The 19,284-nt window shown below is 74.3% G+C and carries 16 protein-coding genes; 10 read left to right on the forward strand and 6 right to left on the reverse strand.

Translation table 11 applies throughout. From position 1 onward, the window contains the following. Positions 1-159: 159 nt before the first annotated feature. Both NQZ70_RS34540 and NQZ70_RS34545 read right to left on the reverse strand, forming a co-directional pair. Complete coding sequence (locus NQZ70_RS34540; protein ID WP_129578041.1) at positions 160-807, reverse strand: HAD family phosphatase; 648 nt, start codon at positions 805-807, stop codon at positions 160-162. A gap of 60 nt (positions 808-867) precedes the next feature. Next, a complete protein-coding gene (locus NQZ70_RS34545; protein WP_129578042.1) occupies positions 868-1,707 on the reverse strand; it encodes a hypothetical protein in 840 nt (279 codons plus the stop codon). Positions 1,708-2,135: 428 nt separating this feature from the next. Between NQZ70_RS34545 and NQZ70_RS34550 the strand changes: the two genes are divergently transcribed. The 7 genes from NQZ70_RS34550 to NQZ70_RS34580 all read left to right on the forward strand — a co-directional run bounded on the left by NQZ70_RS34550 (position 2,136) and on the right by NQZ70_RS34580 (position 10,146). Beyond that, on the forward strand, positions 2,136-2,267 hold the full coding sequence (locus NQZ70_RS34550; protein WP_257792738.1) for a hypothetical protein: 132 nt from the start codon (positions 2,136-2,138) through the stop codon (positions 2,265-2,267). Between the two features lie 376 nt (positions 2,268-2,643). Then, the gene (locus NQZ70_RS34555) at positions 2,644-3,426 is read left to right on the forward strand and encodes an ABC transporter permease (protein WP_129578043.1); all 783 of its coding nucleotides are present in this window, start codon (positions 2,644-2,646) and stop codon (positions 3,424-3,426) included. Next, on the forward strand, positions 3,426-4,502 hold the full coding sequence (locus NQZ70_RS34560) for an ABC transporter substrate-binding protein (protein WP_129578044.1): 1,077 nt from the start codon (positions 3,426-3,428) through the stop codon (positions 4,500-4,502). Before NQZ70_RS34555 ends, NQZ70_RS34560 begins: the two co-directional genes overlap by 1 nt. 131 nt (positions 4,503-4,633) lie before the next feature. Beyond that, a complete protein-coding gene (locus tag NQZ70_RS34565; RefSeq protein ID WP_237244305.1) occupies positions 4,634-6,193 on the forward strand; it encodes a hypothetical protein in 1,560 nt (519 codons plus the stop codon). 97 nt (positions 6,194-6,290) lie between these two features. Then, a complete protein-coding gene (locus NQZ70_RS34570) occupies positions 6,291-7,616 on the forward strand; it encodes an FAD-dependent oxidoreductase (RefSeq protein ID WP_129578045.1) in 1,326 nt (441 codons plus the stop codon). Beyond that, complete coding sequence (sigJ, locus tag NQZ70_RS34575; protein ID WP_129578046.1) at positions 7,613-8,584, forward strand: RNA polymerase sigma factor SigJ; 972 nt, start codon at positions 7,613-7,615, stop codon at positions 8,582-8,584. The genes NQZ70_RS34570 and sigJ overlap by 4 nt, the downstream gene beginning before the upstream one ends. Positions 8,585-9,012: 428 nt before the next feature. Continuing rightward, entirely contained in the window at positions 9,013-10,146 is a 1,134-nt protein-coding gene (locus NQZ70_RS34580; RefSeq protein ID WP_237244306.1) for an SMP-30/gluconolactonase/LRE family protein, read from the forward strand. 55 nt (positions 10,147-10,201) lie between these two features. Here NQZ70_RS34580 and NQZ70_RS34585 read toward each other — a convergent pair whose 3' ends face one another. Continuing rightward, entirely contained in the window at positions 10,202-12,562 is a 2,361-nt protein-coding gene (locus NQZ70_RS34585) for a glutamine amidotransferase (RefSeq protein ID WP_129578047.1), read from the reverse strand. 279 nt (positions 12,563-12,841) lie between these two features. Here NQZ70_RS34585 and NQZ70_RS34590 point away from each other — a divergent pair, with 279 nt between their 5' ends. Then, entirely contained in the window at positions 12,842-14,248 is a 1,407-nt protein-coding gene (locus tag NQZ70_RS34590) for a PAS domain-containing protein (protein ID WP_129578048.1), read from the forward strand. A 64-nt stretch (positions 14,249-14,312) separates the two neighbouring features. On the opposite strand, the gene NQZ70_RS34595 is transcribed toward NQZ70_RS34590, so the two are convergent. Genes NQZ70_RS34595 through NQZ70_RS34605 form a run of 3 tightly spaced genes read right to left on the reverse strand, consistent with a single transcriptional unit; the run spans position 14,313 to position 16,258 of the window. Then, positions 14,313-14,729, reverse strand: a complete 417-nt coding sequence (locus NQZ70_RS34595) for a hypothetical protein (protein ID WP_129578049.1) — start codon at positions 14,727-14,729, stop codon at positions 14,313-14,315. Between the two features lie 6 nt (positions 14,730-14,735). After that, on the reverse strand, positions 14,736-15,626 hold the full coding sequence (locus NQZ70_RS34600; RefSeq protein ID WP_129578050.1) for a DUF4159 domain-containing protein: 891 nt from the start codon (positions 15,624-15,626) through the stop codon (positions 14,736-14,738). Further along, positions 15,623-16,258, reverse strand: a complete 636-nt coding sequence (locus NQZ70_RS34605) for a hypothetical protein (protein ID WP_129578051.1) — start codon at positions 16,256-16,258, stop codon at positions 15,623-15,625. Before NQZ70_RS34605 ends, NQZ70_RS34600 begins: the two co-directional genes overlap by 4 nt. Before the next feature lie 191 nt (positions 16,259-16,449). Here NQZ70_RS34605 and NQZ70_RS34610 point away from each other — a divergent pair, with 191 nt between their 5' ends. Together NQZ70_RS34610 and NQZ70_RS34615 are read left to right on the forward strand one after the other, a co-directional pair. Beyond that, positions 16,450-17,913 (forward strand): class I SAM-dependent DNA methyltransferase, encoded by a 1,464-nt coding sequence (locus NQZ70_RS34610; protein WP_129578052.1) that lies wholly within the window; start codon positions 16,450-16,452, stop codon positions 17,911-17,913. Beyond that, the gene (locus NQZ70_RS34615; RefSeq protein WP_129578053.1) at positions 17,910-19,271 is read left to right on the forward strand and encodes a restriction endonuclease subunit S; all 1,362 of its coding nucleotides are present in this window, start codon (positions 17,910-17,912) and stop codon (positions 19,269-19,271) included. Before NQZ70_RS34610 ends, NQZ70_RS34615 begins: the two co-directional genes overlap by 4 nt. Positions 19,272-19,284 lie beyond the last annotated feature (13 nt).

Raw genomic sequence — 19,284 nt, forward strand, 5'->3', positions numbered from 1 at the left:
GGGCCCGAAGGTGCCACGAACCGCGCGCGAACCGCCAGAAGCTCATGCGCTCCTCGGCGGGGTCGTGCAAAAATCCACTCGTCCGCGCGTCGCGGTGCGCGCGGCGGCGGGGGGTGAGCGGGCAGGCGCTGTGAGCTACCCCATCGTGCGAGCGCGAGATCACGCTCGAGCTCCCCCGAGGCGCTCGAGCACCTCGCGCAGCGAGCCGAGCTCCGCGTCCGCGCCGGTGAAATCCGACGGCGCGGTGAGCGGCGACGGGACGACCCAGCACGTCAGGCCCGCCGCCTTGGCCGACCGGAGCCCGCGCTCGGAGTCCTCGATGACGAGCACGTCGTGCGCGGCGAGCCCCAGCCGCTCGCAGGCGACCCGGTACGGCTCGGGATCCGGCTTTGCGCGCGCGTACTGTTCCCGCGTGAGCGCGAACTCGAACCACCGGAGGAGCCCCGTCGTCGCGTGCGCGCGGTGGAACGGCTCGGGCTTGCTGCTCGTGACGATCGCCATGCGGAAGCGCGCGGCGAGCGCGGAGACGACCTCGCGCACGCCCGGCAACAGGGGATCTCCGCGCGCGATGAGCTCGAGGTACCGGCGATCCCGCTCGTCGGCCAGCCGCCGCACCCCCGCCTCGTCGACGCCGCGCGCGCTGCAGAGGTGCCAGGCGCCGCGCGACTCGACGAGGAACAGCTGACGATAGTCCTCGGCGGTGAGCTCGACGCCGACCGACGCGATCATCTCGCGCGTCGCCTGGAAGTAGAGCCCTTCCGTGTCGACGAGGACGCCGTCGTTGTCCCAGAGGATCGCCTTGAACACGCGGGGCGTTCCTAGCGCCGCCACTCCAGGCCCGCAAGAGAGGGCCGCGGAGCGCGCGCGTCACGCCTCGAGGAGCTGCCGCTCGGCGAGGGCGCGGCGGCGGGCGAGGGCGAAGACGGGCAGGATCACGGCGCCCGTGGCGAGGACGATGAGCGGCGGGATGAGGTAGAGGACCCCGCCCGGCAAGAGGCTCGCGAGCGCCGCGTAGCCGAGCGCGCGGACCGCGCCCCGGGGAGCGCCGGCGGCGAGATCGGGCGTCAACGCCACGTGGATGTCGCGCGCGTGGCGGAACGCGAGGTACGCGACGACGGCGTGCACGTGGCCCACGAGGACCAGGGAGACGCGCACCCATCCGTCGAAGTCCTCGATCAGCTCGCTCCACGTGGCGAACCAGCCGCCGAGGCAGCAGTAGATCGCGAAGTGCAGCGTGAGCGGCGCGAGCACCACGACGCCGGCGAGAGGGAGCGCGACGCTGCGGCGCTCCTCGGCGTCGATCATGCCGCGCACGCACGCCTCGGGCGCCGCGGCCTCGAGCCTCGCGCGATCCGCGTGCACGTCGCCGCTCTGCTGGATCTCGCGGGAGAGCGCCCGCTGGAGCCTCCCGCCGGCGAGCTCCCGGCCCACGACGTAGGCGAGCGCGGACGTCGCCCACGCGGCGAGGAGCGTGATCGTGGCGGCGCCGTCGTCGAGGACGCCGAGGAGCGGGGGCGCGGCGGCGGCCATGGCCACGAGGACCGCGCCCGCGAGGGCGACCTGGCCCGCCAGCGACCGGGCGACGCGGCGGGCGTAGAGGCGACGGAGGTGCTCCGGGATCGCGTCGACCTGACGGCGGTGGCGCGCGAGGAGCGACTCGATATGTAAACGCGCGACGTCCTCATCGTTTCGGTACGTGGCTCTCATGACAGGCTCCCCTCGGGCCCGGTGAACGCCGGCAGACCACGGCGGTTTCCCGGTGCCCTTCGCTCGGGCGGTTCAGCAAGCCCGGTGCCGGGTCGAAAGCCCTGGTTTTTGGCGACTTTCGAGACCGGAGGCCCTGCCGGCGCCCAGCCGGTAGGCGGCCGGTGTCCACGGCGTGGACACCGGCGCCAGCGGCGCTTCCGCCCGCAGAAAGCAGGCGGCCATGCCGAAGGTTTCACCGTCTCCCGACCGTCCTGCCTATCCGCGGGCGCGCGGAAGCGGCGAGACGGCGAGGCGGCGAGGCGGCGAGACGGCGAGACGGCGGAATGCAAACGACCGCGAAGTACAAAGTTCGTGACGCCGCCACCGGAGTTGGTGCTAGCCTCGCTCAAGGTCGATTTTAACAACGCATCCACCGAGGCGGTGCTCCCATGGGTGACAAATCTCCGAAGGCCAAAGAGCGACAGAAGAAGCAGGACGCGGCGGAGAAGAACCAGAAGAAGGTCGCCGCGACCGCCAAGGCGTCGCCTGCTCCGGCCGCGCCTGCCAAGAAGAGCAAATAGTCGGGTCGAGAGGCGCCGCGCTCAGCGCCCTTCACGCCCCGTCTCGACAAAACCCCCCTTACCCGAGCCCCTCCTTCCTCCCGCAGCCGCGGGCGTTCCGGACGCATAGCGCGCCATCGCGGGCAAGCACCGGCCACGCGATGCGTCGCTCTCCACCCGATCTCTCCTCGATCGCAGAGGGCCCTCGACGCAGCTCCTCCGCGCGACGAACCGCCCTGTGCTCTCGGCCTCTCCGCCACTGCGTCTCCTCGCCTCGAGTCGCTCTCTCCGCTGCGCGCTCGGGCCGTCGTGCCCGCGCCGCGCCGGCGCGCCGGCCGGATTTCTTCCGCCGGGCCCTCTTCCTGGCGAGGCGACCCCGCGCTATGAGGCTCGGGCCGTGCGACCCACTCTGCTCCAGGCCGTCGCGCCGCCGCTCGCCGCGCTCGTGCTCGTGCTCGCGCTCTGGGAGGTGCTCGCCCGCGCGCTCGGCATCCCCGCCTACCTCCTGCCGCCCCCCTCGGACGTGGCGCGCGCGGGCGCAGCGGACGCCGCCACCCTGCTCGCCGGCGCCGCCACCACCGCGAAGGCCGCGCTCGCCGGCTTCTGCCTCAGCGCCGCGGTCGGCGTGCTCTCCGCCATCGCGCTCGCCTCGTCTCGCCCGCTCGAGAGGGCGCTCTACCCCTATACCGTCTTCCTGCAGACCGTCCCGATCGTCGCCATCGCCCCGCTGCTCGTGCTCTGGTGCGGCCCCGGCCTGCGCGCGGTCGCGGTCTCGGCGTTCATCGTCTCCGTGTTCCCGGTCATCGCGAACACGCTCACCGGCCTGCGCTCCGTCGAGCCGGCGCTGCGCGATCTCTTCCGGCTCTACGGCGCCCGCCGCTTCGCCATGCTCCGCAAGCTCGAGCTCCCCTCGGCGCTGCCCCACATCGTGACCGGGCTCCGGATCGCGGCGGGCCTCGCCGTCATCGGCGCCATCGTCGGGGAGTTCGTCGCCGGCTTCTCGGAGGACGCCGCCGGCCTCGGCATCCTGGTCCTCTCCGCCTACCGCCAGCTGCGCACGGATCTGCTCTTCGCCGCCGTGCTGCTCGCCTCCGCGCTCGGCCTCGCGCTCTTCGGCGCCGTCGACCTCGCCGGCAAGCGGCTCTTGCGGCGCTGGCATCCTTCGGAGATCAATCGCTGATGCACTCCCGTGACAGCCGCCGGCTGGCCCTCCAGCGCCTCGCCTCCCTCGTCGCCCTCCCCCTCTTCGCCCCCGCCTGCTCGCGCTCGTCGTCGCCCGAAGGCGACGGCCGCTCCTCGGCCGCCTCCCCTCAGGGAAGCGCGCCGGCCGCGCCCGCCCAGAGCGCGCCTGCGGCGCCCGCCCAGGCCGCGCCGACCGCGAAGGTGAAGCTCGCGCTCAACTGGGTCCCGGAGCCCGAGTTCGGCGGCTTCTACGCGGCGCGCGAGTCGGGCGCGTTCGCGAAGGAGGGGCTCGAGGTCGAGATCCTCGGCGGCGGCGCCGGCGTGCCGGTCGTCCAGATGGTGGCCGGCGGGCAGGTGGATTTCGGCCTCGCCGGCGCCGACGAGGTGCTCACCGCCCGCGCCCGCGGGGCGGACGTGCTCCCCCTCTTCGCCGTGTTCCAGACCTCGCCGCAGGCCATCATGACCCACGAGAGCCGCGGCGCGAAGGGCATCGCCGACATCCTCTCGTCGGGCGGCACGCTCGCCATCGAGCCAGGGCTGCCTTACGCCGCGTACCTCAAGAAGAAGTACGGGTTCAACAAGGTGAAGGTGGTGCCGTACGACGGCGGCGTCGCCCGCTTCGTCGCCGACAAGAACTTCTCGCAGCAGTGCTTCATCACCGCCGAGCCGATCGCGGCCAAGCGCAAGGGGAGCGATCCCGCCGCGTTCCTCGTCGCCAGCGAGGGGTTCAACCCGTACGTGGTGGTCGTGATCACGCGCGCGGCGCTCTGGAAGGAGAACCCGGAGCGCGTCCGCGCCTTCATCCGCGCCACGCGGGAGGGCTGGCGCAGCTACCTGCACGATCCGACGCGCGCCAACGAGGTCATGGCCAAGCTGAACACGTCGATGGACGCGGAGACCTTCGTCGCCGCCGCGGAGGCGCAGCGGCCGCTCATCGAGACCCCCGAGAGCCAGGAGAAGGGCCTCGGCGTGATGACCCGCGAGCGCTGGGAGACGCTCGCGAAGCAGCTCGCCGACCTCGGCGTGCTGGAGAAGGTGCCGCCGCTCGACGACCTGCTCGTCGCCGCGCTCTGATCGACGCGGCGGGCGCGCCTCCCGCGCGGCGCGAGGCGAGATCCCGGCGCGCGACTTCGTCTAGAATGCGGCGCGCGCGCCGCGCCCCCACGGCGCCGCCGCGCCACAACGCAAGGGAAACACCGCCCTCCATGGCTTCCACGCATCGACCTCGGGCCAGCCGGCTCCCGTTCGCCTCGCTGCCCCTCGCGGCGGCGTACGTGCCTGCCGCCGTCGCCGTCGCCGTCGCCGTCGCCTCCGGCGCGTGCGGCAAGGAGTTCACGGCGCGCCCGCCCGACGCGTCGACGAGCTCGAGCACCGGCGGCGGGAGCGGCGGGGGCGGCGGGAGCGGCGGCGGGTGCCCGGGCGGCGGCGAGGTGTGCGGCGACGCGTGCGTCGACACGAGGACGGACGCGGAGCACTGCGGCGCGTGCGATGTCGTCTGCTCGGCCTTCGGCGGCACGCCGAGCTGCCATGGCGGCGTCTGCCAGTCGCCGGCGTGCGAGGAGGACCGCGGCGACTGCGACGAGGACCCCGAGAACGGCTGCGAGGAGGATCTCCTCACGAGCCTCTCGCACTGCGGCAGCTGCGACAAGCCGTGCAGCGGCCAGTGCGTGCGGGGCGCCTGCGTCGTGCCGAAGCACATCTCGGCCGGCACCGATTACACGTGCGCGGCGCTCAGCGACGGCACGGTCTGGTGCTGGGGCAGGAACACCTGGGGCAACCTCGGCGACGGCACGCAGCAGCAGGATCGTCGGATCCCGAGGCAGGTCGTCGGCCTCGGCGGCGAAGCCGACACGGTCGCGACGAGCATCTCGTCGGCGCGCTCGCACACCTGCGCGGTGCTGACCGACGGCGCCGTGGCGTGCTGGGGCGCAGGCAACAGCGGGCAGCTCGGCGACGGCGAGGCGATGAACGCCCTCTCCCCCGTGCGCGCGAAGGAGCTCGCGGGCGCGACCCAGGTCGCCGTCGGCGGGAGCCACACCTGCGCGGTGACGACGTTGCACGATCTCTGGTGCTGGGGCGAGGGCAGCTCCGGCCAGCTCGGGTACGGGGACGAGGCCGATCTGTTCGAGCCCACGGTGGTCCTCGACGGCGTGGCCTCGGTGAGCGCCGGCCTCTCGCACACCTGCGCGGGCATGATCGAGCGGATGGGCGAGCGCCTGATGAGCTGCTGGGGCCACAACGAGAGCGGTCAGCTCGGCTCCGGCAACTTCCAGCAGTCGAGCGTCCCGCGGACCATCAGGGGCCTCACCAGCGTCGCGATCACGGCCGCGGGCGCCTTGCACACGTGCGCCGCGCCGTCGACCGGCGCGGCCTCCTGCTGGGGCGAGGGCGCGCAGTTCCGCCTCGGGACAGGCACCGTGAACGTCGAGGCGGCGCCGCGCGAGATCCCGGATCTCGTGGACGTGAGCCGGCTCTCGCTCGGCGCGAGGCACTCCGGCGCGGTGCTGGCGAGCGGACAGGCGCTGCTGTGGGGCGACAACACGAAGGGGCAGCTCGGCAGCGGGAACCAGGAACCCGCCTTCACCCCGCAGCCGCTCGATCTGACCGACGTGATCGAGCTGGCCCTCGGGGCGGACCACAGCTGCGCGCTCAAGCGCACGGGCGAAATGCTCTGCTGGGGAGACAACCGGAACGGCGAGCTGGGCGACGGGACCGACACGCCGCGGCTCGTGCCGACGGCCGTCAAATGGCCGTCGCGGCCGTAGGGGCGGGCTCCGGACGAATCCGGCGACCGCCATGTCACAACCGGATCCCCCCTCTCGTCTTGCCGCCGAGCCCCGGGCTGCGGGGCGGGAGGCACTCATGGACGAGAGGAAGCAAGGCGGGACGAAGATCTCCGGTCGCGCCCGGGTCGTGGTGATCGGGGGCGGGTACGCGGGCGTGGCGGCGGCGCTGCGGATCGTCGGCAAGGCGGCGCGCCGCCGCGTGCCGGTCTCGGTCGCGCTGATGAACCCGTCGCCGCTCTTCGTCGAGCGGATCCGGCTGCACGAGCTGGCCGCCGGCAAGGCGCCCCGCCGGATCGAGCTCGCGCGGCTCCTCGGGGCGCGCGGGATCGAGCTCGTGCTCGGCCGCGCCCGCAGGATCGACGCGGCGGCGCGCGCGGTCGAGGTGGAGCTCGAAGGCGGCGGGGATGCCGGGGCGGAGACGCGGCGGCTCGGCTACGACGCGCTCGTGTACGCGCCCGGCAGCGGGGCGGCGCAGGAGATCGTGCCCGGCGGCGGCGAGCACGCGCTCTCCGTCGCGGACGCCGCGAGCGCGCGCGCGCTCCGCGAGCGGCTGCGCGCGGCGCCGGCCGGAGGCAGGGTGGTCGTGGTGGGCGGCGGGCTCACGGCGATCGAGGCCGCGGCGGAGATCGCCGAGGCGTTCCCCGCGCTCCGCGTCGCGCTCGCGACGCGCGGGCGCGTCGGCGAGGGCCTGTCGGTCGGCGGGCGCGCGTACGTCGGCCGGGCGCTCCGCGAGCTCGGCGTCGCGATCCGCGAGGGCGTGCGCGCGGTCGCCGTCGACGCGAGCGGCCTCGCCGTCGCCCCGGAGGCGGGCGGCGCCGCGCCGGGCGACGGCGCGGCCGAGCGCCTGGCCGCCGACATCGTCGTCCTCGCCGCGGGCTTCCGGCCGGCGGCGCTCGCCGAGCGCTCCGGGCTCGCCACCGTGGCCGGCGGGCGGCTCGCCGTCGACCGGTGGCTCCGCGCGCCCGCGCACCCGGAGATCTGGGGCGCGGGCGACGCCGCGGCCGTGCTCGACGGCGACGGCGCGCCGCTGCGCATGGGCTGCGCCACCGCCCTGCCGCAGGCGGCGTACGCGGCGGACAGCGTCGTCGCCGCGCTCGCCGGCGACGCGCCGCCGCCGCCGTTCCGCTTCGCGTTCTTCATCCAGTGCATCAGCCTCGGCCGGCGTCGCGGGCTCATCCAGCGGGTCGATCCCCGCGACAGGCCGCTCGATCGGGTGATCACCGGCCGCCTGGGCGCGTGGGCGAAGGAGCTCGTCTGCCGCTCCACGATCGCGGCGATCCGCCTCGAGGGGCTCCGCGCCGGCGCTCACGGCTCGCCCGGTCAGGCGCCGCGGCCGCGGGGCGCGCGGTCGCTCGGCAGCGACGCGTCCGGCGAGCGGCTCCCGTCCGGTGCCGCCACATGAGCGCCGCCGCGGGCGTGAGCGCCGAGTGCTTCACGGCGCACCGGCGCTCCCTCTTCGGCCTCGCCTACCGGATGCTCGGCAGCGCGGCCGAGGCCGAGGACGTGGTCCAGGAGGCGTACCTGCGCGCGCGGGCCGCCGGGGAGGTGCCCGAGGCGCCAGGGCCGTACCTCGCCACGATCGTGACGCGCCTCTGCCTGGACGTGCTGAAGTCGGCGCGCGCGCGGCGCGAGGCGTATGTGGGGCCGTGGCTGCCCGAGCCCGTGCCGACCGGCGATCTGCTCGACGGCGGCGGCGCCGCGGCGGGCTACCTGGTCGAGCGCGCGGGCGCGGAGAGCCCGGCGGCGCGCATGGACCGGGTCGAGTCGATCTCGATGGCGTTCCTCGTGGTCCTCGAGAGCCTGTCGCCGCTCGAGCGCGCCGCGCTGATCCTGCGCGACGTGTTCGACTGGGAGTTCGACGCCCTCGCCGGGGCGCTCGGCCGCTCGCCTGCGGCCTGCCGGCAGCTCGTGCACCGGGCGCGCGAGCACGTGGCCGCGCGCCAGCCGCGGTTCCGCGCTACGGAGGCGGAGCGGCGGCGCCTGTTCGAGGCGTTCCTCGACGCGACGGCGCGCGGCGACGCGGGCGCCCTCGCCGCGATGCTCGCCGACGGCGCGAGCGTGACCCCGGACTCCGGCGGCAAGGCCAGCGCGGCGCGCCGGGTGCTGAGCGGCCGCGATCGCATCGCGCGCTACTTCATCGGCCTGTGGCGGAAGGGCGCCGGCGCGATCGTCACCCGCGTCGCGTCGGTCAACGGCGCGCCCGCCCTCCTCGTTTACGAGGGGGCGCGGCTCGCGACCGCCGTGGGCCTCGACGCCTCGCCCGCCGGCATCGACGCGATCTGGCTCATGCGCAATCCCGACAAGCTGGCCCGGCTCGGGGCCGCGCTCCCGCTGCTCCCGTCGCGCGGCCTGCCCGACGCGCGCGCGTGACCGACGCCGGCGCATCGCGCCGAGCCCGCGCCGACGAAACACTGCTCGGCGCGCGGTTCAATGACAATCGGACGGCAATCGGTAACAGGACGCCATCCGCCTGTTACACACACGTGTCAGCACGTGGGAACACGTAGTTCAGCGGGGGCGCAACAAACATGAATGCGCAAGTGCGCAGATGCATCCATAATAAAGACCATAACCTAAGCGCGTCGCGCAGCCGGCCTCGCCGAGACTTCAGAGACCAGAGAAAATTATCTCGACAGCCGATTGGCTTATCGGCATATACTCCAGCCATCATGGACGCGTCTTCGTCTTGACGAGGCCGGGCCGATCGCACCTTGGCTTCTCGATAGCGTTCATCAGCGTTTATTTCGAGCGTTCACTTCGACAACCCCGGTCCGTGAGCCACGGACCCAGGAGGGATCATGTCGCGTTTTATGCAGTCAAAACTATCCCGCTCCAGCAAAACGGGGCTTGTTTGCGGCGCGCTGTCGCTCCTCTCCGTCGCATCGGCGCAGATCTCGGATCCGGCCTGGGCGATGGCGGCGTGGCACGGTGAGATCAAGCCGTTCGCGACGTTCCCGGCGACTCCCGGGTTCCCTGAGGGGATCGCGGTCGATGGCAATCGGGTCTTCGTGTCTGGTCCGGCGACCTTCGGCACTGCGGGCTCGGGGCCGTCGAAGATCTTCGTTTACGACAGGGACAGCAAGGTCCTGAAGAGCACGATCACCGTGGCGGGCGAGGCGCTCGGCGCGGAGCATGCGCTCAGCTGCATCGCCGTCGACGGCCCGGGCCGCGTCTACGCGCTCAGCACGCAGCTCGGCCTGCTGCGCTTCAGGAAGACTGGACATGGATATGTCCAGGAGAGCTACGGCGATCCGCTGCCGGATCTCCCGCCGTGCGCGACGGCTGCGCCGGGAGAGGCGTGCTCGCCGGCGCCCTTCGACGCGACGCCGATCCCGAACGACATCGTCTTCGACGAGGACGGCTATGCCTACGTGACCGACTCGCTCCAGGCGACGATCTTCCGCTATGCGCCCGGCGGCGGCGCGCCGGAGATCTGGTTCCAGAGCGCGGCGCTCGCCGGAGGGGGCCTCCAGCCGTTCGGCGTCAACGGGATCAGGCTCGATCCGCTGCGGGAGCACGTCTATTTCTCGGTCACCTTCTCCCTGGCGAATCCGAGCCTCGGGTCCATCTATCGGCTCCCCCTCGTCGACGCCCCCGAGGAGGCCGATCTGGAGCTGGTCCACGACTACACCGCTGGCGAGGCGCCCGACGGGTTCGCCTTCGGCAAGTCGGGGAAGCTCTATGTCACGCTCGCCGTGGCCAACGCGATCTCGGTGCTCGACGAGGACGGGGACGAGGTGTCGCGCATCGAGAGCTCGCCCTGCGACGAGGTGCCGCTCGACGCGCCCGCCAACGTCGCCTTCAACGACCCGGCGCAGACGCTGCTCATCGTGAACCACGCGCTCCTCAGCGGGAACCCGGACAACTTCGGGGTGCTGAGGGTCTGGGTCGGCGACAAGGCAGATCCGCTGGAGAAGCCGTGGCTGCCTTGAGGCGAGGCGGGTAGCCCGCGAGCGGCCCGCCCCGCGGAACGGGGGCCATCGCGCCTCAGGCGAGCCCTCCGCGCCGGCGCACGATCCAGTGCGCGCCGAGGGCCGCGGCCGCCGCGAGCGTCCAGACCCACGGGGGCAGGAGCGGCGCGACGTGGCGCTCGGCCGCCACCTGCGTCGCGGCCGGCAGCGGCAGCGAGCCGGCGCCCGGCGGGAGCACCGACGCGCCGCCCGTGGCCCTCGCGATCTCCTCCAGGCGGGCGACGTCGGGGCGCGGATCCGCCCACTCGTCGCCGCCGCGCTCGCACGCGAAGTCGCGCCGCGTGGTCGCCCCCTTCGCGTCGCCCGCGCCCTCCGCCGGGACGATCTCCACCGTGGCCGCGTAGCCGCCGGGCTCGAGGCGGCCCGCCGCGAGCTCGACCGGCTCGCCGCCCTCGCCGATCCGCGCGCTCAGCGTCCGCACGACCGCGCCGCTGCCGAGGCGGGCGATCGTCACCTTGGCCTCGCCCCGCTGCCCGGCGAGCGGGCGCAGGACGAGCGTCGTCTCCTCGCCCGCGAGGCAGCCGCCGCGCGGCTCGATCGCGGCGGGCTCGAAGCGGGGGTCGCGCATGAGCCAGCCGAGCAGGGCGTCCCAGAACGCGCCGTGCGCGCGGCCGGCGGAGCTCGAGGCGAACGCGCTGAAGAGCAGGCGGTGGCTGCCGTCGAGGGTCAGCGCGATCGTCCGGCCGCTCTCGTGCTCGCCCAGCGAGAGCACCGGCATCGGCGCGCCCGAGGCCGTCGTGCGGGTCGGGTGCGTCATCAGCACCGTCGCCCCGGGGAGCGGGTCGCCGACCACGTTGGTCCCCGGCATCTCCGGCATCTCGTCGCCGATCAGCGCGAGCAGCGGCGCGAGCACCGGCGCCGCGCGGCCCGCGGCGGTGATGCGCGGCACGAAGGCGCCGAGATCCACGCCGGGCCCGCCGCCGATCTCGAGATCGACCGGCAGCACGCGGGCGAGCCGCGTGCGCGCGTAGTTGCCGGGCACGAAGGCGTTCGGGCCGCCCACCATGATGAGCCCCCCGCCCTTGTCGACGTACTGGGCCAGCGCCGGCAGGTGCTTGGTCAGGCCGTACGGCTTGGCGTCGAAGTCCTGCAGGACGACCGCGTCGAAGCTCGACAGGTGCACGCTGAAGAGCTCGTCCACCGGGAACGGGATGAGCGCGAGCTCGTCCGAGGACGCGTTCACCTCGTCGCCCGGGGTGCGCAGGATGAAGAACGCCACGACGTCGACCGAGGCGTCGGCCTTGAGCCACATCCGGAGCGCGCGCACGTCGTAGGTCGGCCGGCCCGCCACGTGGAGCACCCGGATGCGATCGCGCGCGACGTCGAGCGTGACGTAGCGGACGTCGTTCTCGGGGAGCTCGTCGCCGTCCGGCGCGTCGATCGCGACCTCGAGGATGCGCGTGCCGGCGCGATCGAGCGTCACGCCGAGCTCGACCGTGCCGACGCCCCCCTCGACGTGCGCCGTGCCCGTCGCGAGCGTCGTGGGCGCGCCCTGCTCGCGGAGCTCGCGCGCGACGACGGGGACCGCGTCGCACGCGAGGCCGCCGCTGCAGCCGATGTCGATGCGGAGCGAGAGCGGCTGGTGGGCGACGGCGGCGCCGGAGGTCCGGACCGCGCGCACGCTGGCGTCGCGCGGGGACTCGGTCGCCACCGCGACCGTGTGCACCGGGACGCCGAGCCCCTCCAGCGCGGCCCGCGTCGCCGCGGCGGTGTCCTCGGGGCCGGGGCGGTCGAGGCGGCCATCCGAGACGACGACGAACGCCGACGGCCGCTCGTCGGCGGCGCGGGCGAGCGCCTCGAGCGCGGCGCTGAGGTCCGAGCGGCGCTGCGGCCGGCCTCGCGCGGGCGGCGCGGCGGGAGCGGCGGGCGCCGCCGCGCCCGCGTCCGCGCGCGGCGTCGACGCCGGCGCGGGGCCAGCGCTGCCGCCCGGCGCCGGCGCGGGGCCGACGCCGGCCTGCCCGTCGGCCGGCAGCGGCGCGCCCTCGCCGAACAGATAGCGAGAGAGCCGGACGTCGGCGCGCTTCCCGAGCTCCGCGAGCGCCCGCTCCGCGCTGTCGCGGCGGGTCCCCGCGAGGCCGGGCAGGTCCATGGACCGGGAGCCGTCGACCAGCACCACGACCTTCGGGCCGACGAGGCTCCCGCGCGACGTGACCGCGACCGGGCGGAGGATGGCGGCGAGCAGGCAGAGCACGGCGATCGCGCCCGTGAGCGCCGTGGCGAGCGCCGCGCCGCGGAAGCCGCCCGACCCCGCCGCGGTCCGGCCCCGCGCGCGGACGAGCTCGAGCGCGAGCAGCCCGAAGCTCAGCGCGGCGACGACGCAGGCGACGGCGACGACCGGCGAGGAGAGGTCGCCCGAGGGCGCGAGGCTCTGGGTCACGGCCGCTCCGGGAGCGAGGGAGCACGAGTGGGAGAGGGCGAGGAGGGAGGCTCGCTGGACACGCCGGCGGCGTGGAAGCGCGACAGCGCGAGCAGCGAGTCGAGGGCGCGCGACACGGGCGGAGCCTAGTACATCGGGCCGGGGTGTCCCAGCCCGGCGCTCACATCGACGCCGGGCGCCCCAGCCCAGCGTCATCTCTGCGACCTGAGAGGCAACGTGAAACGACCCAAAGCAACCTTGCAACGCCGGAGATGCCCCGCGTAGGCTCGAATCTGGCCGATGATGCGCGAAGATCTGAGCGAGGCTGTGCGGCTTAGAGAAGAGAACGTGGAGCTCCGCGCGCGCGTCGCGGCACTGGAGAAGGCGCTGGCAGAGCGATCCAGCGGGCGCGCGCCGGACGGAACGGCGCTGGACGGCGCGGCGTCGAACGGCGCGGCGTCGAACGGCGCGGCGTCGAACGGCGCGGCGTCGAACGGCGCGGCGTCGAACGGCGCGGCGTCGAACGGCGCGGCGAGCGCGGGCGATCACGCCGCGCTCGACGGCTTGCCCACGGCGGTGCCGGCGGTGATCTACTGGCGCCCGGATGGCACGGTGACGCACTGGAACGACGGCGCCGAGCGCCTCTTCGGGTGGAGCGCGCGCGAGGCCCTCGGCCGCAGGCTGGCCGACCTCGTCGCCGCGGATCCCGTGTCCCCCGCCGCGGTGCGGGCGTTCGATTCCCCGCGGGCGGAGAGCCGGTTCGCGGCGGCCTCGAGCGAGGCCAGGACGAGAGAGGGGCACGCGCTCCTCTGCAGGTGGACCTACGCCGTGCTGCGCGACGATCGGGGCGACGCGCGCGAGATCGCCGCGATCGTCGACGACACGGGCGACCAGCGACGGAGGGAGCGGACGGTGCACGGGCGCTACCAGATGCTCCTCCAGCTCGTGGACAACGCGCGCAGCTTCATCTTCGTCAAGGACATCGCGGGACGCTACGTCTTCGCCAACCGCGCCTATGCGCAGGCCCAGCCCGTGGAGAAGCACGTCGTCGAGCTCATCGGCAGGGACGACAGGGAGGCGCTGTTCCCCGGTATCGCGGAGGTGCTCGCGGCGAAGGAGCAAGAGGTGATGGCCGGCGGGCGGGTCATGCAGTTCGAGGAGGCCCTGCAGACCGTGAACGGTCAGCTCCACTATTTCACGGTCAAATTCCCGATCCACGACGAGCGCGGCCAGCCGATCGGCCTCGGCGGCATCGTCACCGAGATCACGTCCCTGCGCCGCGCGGAGGCCGAGCGGGCCGCGCTGCAGGAGGAGATCATCGCCACGCAGCAGGCCGCCCTGCGGGAGCTGTCGACGCCGCTCATCCCGCTCGCCGACGGGGTGGTGGCGATGCCGCTGGTCGGGACGATCGACACCGGGCGCGCGGAGCAGATCATGGAGACGTTGCTCTCCGGCATCAGCAGCCAGGGCGCCCACACGGCGATCCTGGACATCACCGGCGTGCGCGCGGTCGACACGCACGTCGCGGACGCGCTGACGCGGACCGCGCGCGCGGCCCAGCTGCTCGGCACCCGCGTGGTGCTCACGGGCGTCCGCCCCGAGGTGGCGCAGACGCTGGTCACGCTCGGCGTGGACCTCTCCGGGATCACCACGCTGAGCACCTTGCAGAGCGGCATCGCGAACGCCCTGCGCCACGCCCGGCGGTGACGGCGAGCTCCTCGGAGGCGCAGGCCGCCGAGGAGATGGCGCGCTCGCGGCGCCGAGGGCAGGCTCACGGCTGGGTGAGGTACCGGAGGAGCGCGGCCTCGTCGCTCGTGATCATCCGCCTGATGCCGTCCTGCCTCGCATAGCGCTGGGCCTGCATCGCGCCGACGACCGTCTGCACGAGCACGCCGATCCTGCGGAAGCCCTGGAACCACCGTAGCCGAAGGCGGGCGATGGCGGCCTCGAACTCGGGATCGTTCCGGCCAGGACCGGCGCGGATGTCGAGGAGGAGGGAGTACCGCGGGCGGTCCAGCCCATCCATGTAATCGACGACCGCACCCATCATTGTATCGAGCTCGTCGAGCGAGGCGAACGGCTTGCTGCTGCGCACGTTCCAGACGATGCCCAGCTGCGCGTCGACCAGGACCGCGTAGTAGTCGTTCTGCCAGACCAGCTTCGGCGCGGGGACGAGGCGGTCCGACATATCGGCTCAGGGCGCCCCGCGGGGCGCAGGCGCGGAGCGGGGTCGCGTGTCGTCGACGGCGCGGCGGCGCATCAGGAACGGCGCGTGCACCTGGTCGTCCTTGTAGTTCGAGCAGAGCACGTACATCGCGATGTTCACGGCGAGCCGGAACGCGCGCTCGCGCTGCGCCTCGCCCCCGGGCGTGACCTCGACGCTCGGACCGCCGCCGTCCGAGCGCGCCAGCGCGCCGGCGAGGTCGTGGTCGGAGAAGATCACCTGCGGCATGCCGCCGCGCACGATCGCCGAGAGCTTCTGCGGGCCCTCGACGCGGCCGACGGCGCGCGGGAGGAGATAGAAGGAACGGAAGACGACGTTCTCCGTGCCGATCGGGATGGGCGAGCCCTCCGGCAGGACGCGGGCGAGCTCGCGCCGCGCGGCGCGGCCGAACGCGCCGCTCCCCGGGGCGAAATCGTCGACGAAGAGCACGCCGCCGAGCGCGAGGAAGCGCCGCAGGCCGAAGACCTCGCGCTCGGTGAGCGGCGGGATGTCGCCCTCGCCGCCCCAGAGCGCGAACGGCTCGGCCAGGAGCGCCGGGTCGTCCGCGCGGACCGTGGTCGGGTTGCGGCGCGCCGGCGCGCTCGTCCGGCGCTCCAGCTCGAACGACCAGCGCGCCGGCGCGGTGGCGCGCACGCCCTCCCAGCGCGCGTTGCCCGTGAGCAGCGGCCTCGGGTTCCACGCCCCCTCCTCCCCGAAGGCGCGCGCGGGGCGCGGCACCGCCGCGAGCAGCAGCGCCGAGACCAGCACCAGCGCCGCCGCGGCGAGGCGGCGGGGCGGCATCGCCGCGGCCAGGCGGCGGAGCGGCGCCGCGGCCAGGCGGCGGCGCCCGGAGCCGCCAGCGGCGCCGAGCTGCCGTATCAATCGAAGTCCTCCACCCGCCATACACCCGCCTCGCGCCGGAGCTTCACCTCGTGCCCACCGGGGATCTGAACCGTCGCGGAGTCGCCCGCAATCCGGACCTCGAGGCCCTCGGGCTGGGCGAGCCCCTCGACCAGCGAGCGGAGGTCGCTCTCGATGGCGCTGCGCGTGGCCGGCGTGAGGACGCGCAGCAGCCCGGCGTAGCTGCGGCGCGCGAGGACGCGGCGCAGCTGCTCGAGCGCCTGCTCGGGCGTGCGGCCGCCCGCGGGCAGCGCGTCGGCGGCCGAGATCCGGAAGGCGCGCTCGCGGTCGTCGAGCTCCAGCGTCGCGATCTCGCCGTCCGGGTAGCGGACCCGGGCGCGGGTCTTGATCACCACCCCGGGCGCCGTGACGCTCCTGGCCTGCTCGGCGAGCTCGGCGCGCGCCTCGGCCACGCGCCGCCGCACCTCCTCGCGCGACATCGCGGTGCGGCTCCGCTCGCTCAGCATGCCGTAGATGGCGTCGGCGTCGCCCCGCGCCGCCGCGTCCGCGTAGGCCCGCACCGCCTCATTCGGGTCGGGGAGCGAGGGCGACGCGCAGGCGAGGCCGGCGAGCGGCACGACGAGCGCGAGCGGCGAGAGGAGGGCGCGCGGCACGGGGGCGAGCCTAGTACATCGGCGGCGGCGCGTCCCAGCGCCGTGGAGGCGCGCCGCGACGGCCGCCGAGGCGCGCCGCGGCCGCCGCGATCGGCCCGCGTGGCGCGCCGCGGCGCCGTGGGGGCGCGGCCGTGGTAAGGCGGCTCGGCCGCGCCTCGACGCCTCCTCGACCCGAACGAAGCCATCGCCGCATGACCGATGTTGTTGGAAAGCTCTGGGGGTTCTGCCACACGCTCCGCCACGACGGCATCGACCACGGGGACTACATCGAGCAGATCACGTACCTGCTCTTCCTGAAGATGGCCGCGGAGCGAGGCCTCGATCTCTCGCGCGTCGCGCCGAGGGCGCCCCGCGGCGAGCCCGAGCCGGTGGACTGCTCGTGGCCCGCCCTGCGCGCGGCGAGCGGGCAGGCGCTGCTCGATCGCTACGCCGAGGTCCTCCGGTCCCTCGAGCAGGCCCCCGGCGTGCTGGGGGAGATCTACGCGGGCTCGCAGCCGCGCTTCAAGAGCCCCGCGAACCTCAAGCGGCTCGTCGACCTCATCGACGAGATCGAGTGGACCGGCCTCGGCGTGGACATCCAGGCAGCGGCGTACGAGGGCCTCCTGGAGAAGGCCGCCGCCGAGGGCAAGAAGGGCGCCGGGCAGTACTTCACGCCGCGCGTCCTCATCCAGTCGATCGTGCGGTGCATGCGGCCCGATCCGCGGGGACGGCCGGGCTTCGCCCTCTGCGACCCGGCGTGCGGCACCGGGGGGTTCCTCGTCGCCGCCTGGGAGTGGCTCGAGGCCGAGGCGCGAGGTGCGCTCGACCGGGAGACGGCGGACCGGATCAAGTCCACGGCGTTCTTCGGTCACGAGCTCGTCGCGCGCCCTCGCCGCCTCGCCCTCATGAACCTGTACCTCCACGGGATCGAGCCGAGGATCGCCCTCGGCGACTCGATCGACGCCCCGCCGCCCGCCGATCGGTTCGACGTGATCCTGACGAACCCGCCCTTCGGCACGAAGGGGGCGCACCAGACGCCGGACCGCGAGGACTTCGCGATCGCGACCGCGAACAAGCAGCTCAACTTCATCCAGCACGTGCTGACGATCCTGAAGCCCGGCGGGCGGGCGGCGATGGTCCTGCCCGACAACTGCCTGTTCGCCGACCAGGCAGGCGCCGTGTTCGAGATCCTCGCCGAGGGCTGCGACCTGCACACGGTGCTCCGCCTGCCGCGCGGGACGTTCACGCCGTACAGCCCCGGCGTGAAGGCCAACGTCGTCTTCTTCACGAAGGGCCGCGCGACGGAGAAGGTCTGGATCTACGACGCCCGGACGGGCGTCCCGTCGATCACCAAGAAGGATCGGCCGCTCTCGCCGGCGCATTTCGCCGAGTTCGAGCGGTGCTACGGCGACGACCCCGACGGGCGGGCGGGGCGCCAGGCGGCGAGCTCCCGCGAGGGCCGATTCCGCAGCTTCGAGCTCCGCGAGATCGAAGAGCGGGAGTTCAAGCTCGACGGGTTCAAATGGCTCAGGGAGGAGTCGCCCGACGACGCCGGCGAGCTGCCGGAGCCGGAGGAGCTGGCGACCGACGCGATCCTGGAGCTGGAAGAGGCGGTCGCCGCGCTCGGCCGCGTGCTCGCGTTGCTCGAGGGCGGGGCGAAGGCGGCCGAGGCGTGAGCGGGCGCCTGCGCCTACCCGAAGCGTGGGCCGAGACGACGCTCGCGTCGATCTGCGCGCACCGGACCGGGAGCTCGAAGCTCATCAAGGGCAAGCTCCACCCCGAGCGGCGGCCCGGGCGCTACCAGGCGTTCAGCGCCTCCGGCCCCGACGTGTGGTGCGACCGCTGGGAGCACGAGGGCGAGGCGATCGTCGTCTCCGCCGTGGGGACGCGGTGCGGGAAGGCGTTCAAGGCGCGCGGGCGGTGGTCGGCGATCGCGAACACCCACGTGGTCTGGCCGGACGGGCGGGCCATCGATCTCGACTACCTGTTCCTCCACCTCAACGACGAGGGCTTCTGGGTGAAGGGCGGCTCCGCGCAGCCGTTCGTGAAGGTGCGCGAGACCTTCGAGCGCCCCTTCGCGCTGCCTCCCCTCCCCGAGCAGCGCCGCATCGTCGCCAAGGTCGAGGCGCTGCTCGCCGAGGTGGACGCCGCGAAGGCGCGGCTCGCCCGGGCGTCGCTCGTCCTCCGGCGGCTCCGGCAGGCCGTGCTCTCGGCGGCGTGCTCGGGAAGGCTCACCGAGGATCTCCGCGCGCCGCCGTCGCTCGCCGCCGCCGCGCCGCCGCCCGCCGGGCTCGCGGAGCCCCTCGTGCGCGCGTGGCCCGCGGCGCCTCTCACGGCGAGCGACGGCGCCGGGGCGCGGCCCCTGCCGGCGTCGTGGGCCCTCTGCCCGCTCGGCGCCCTGGTGGACAACCACGACGGCAGGCGCGTCCCCCTGAACTCCACGGTTCGAGAGCGGCGCCGGGGCCCGTACCCCTATTATGGCGCCTCGGGGATCATCGACTCGATCGATGGCTATCGGTTCGACGGAGACTACCTGCTCGTCGCCGAGGACGGCGCGAACCTCCTGTCCAGGAGCACCGCGGTGGCCTTCGCCGCGAGCGGGCGGTTCTGGGTGAACAACCACGCTCACGTCCTAAAGCCGAAGCCCGGCGTGGTCCTCGGGTACCTCGAGCTGCTCCTGAACTCGCTCGATCTCCAGCACCACGTGACCGGCTCCGCGCAGCCGAAGCTCACGCAGGCGGCGCTCCATGCCATCCCCGCCCCGCTCCCCCCGACCGAGGAGCAGGTCGAGATCGTCCGCCGCGCGCGGGCGCTGTTCGCGCTCGCCGACGCGATCGAGGAGCGCGTGACCGCCGCCGCGGCCCGGGCCGACCGGCTCCCGCAGGCGATCCTCGCCCGGGCGTTCTCGGGCGAGCTCGTCCCCACCGAGGCGGAGCTGGCCCGCGCAGAGGGCCGCGGCTGCGAGCCCGCGGACGCGCTCCTGCGCCGCATCCACGGCGAGCAGGCGGGATCCGGGGCGAGCGGCCGCGGGTGAGGCAGATGGGGAG

Origin of the sequence: Sorangium sp. So ce836 (assembly GCF_028553905.1) — a bacterium.
In the GTDB taxonomy this organism is placed as follows: Bacteria; Myxococcota_A; Polyangia; order Polyangiales; family Polyangiaceae; genus Sorangium; species Sorangium cellulosum_D.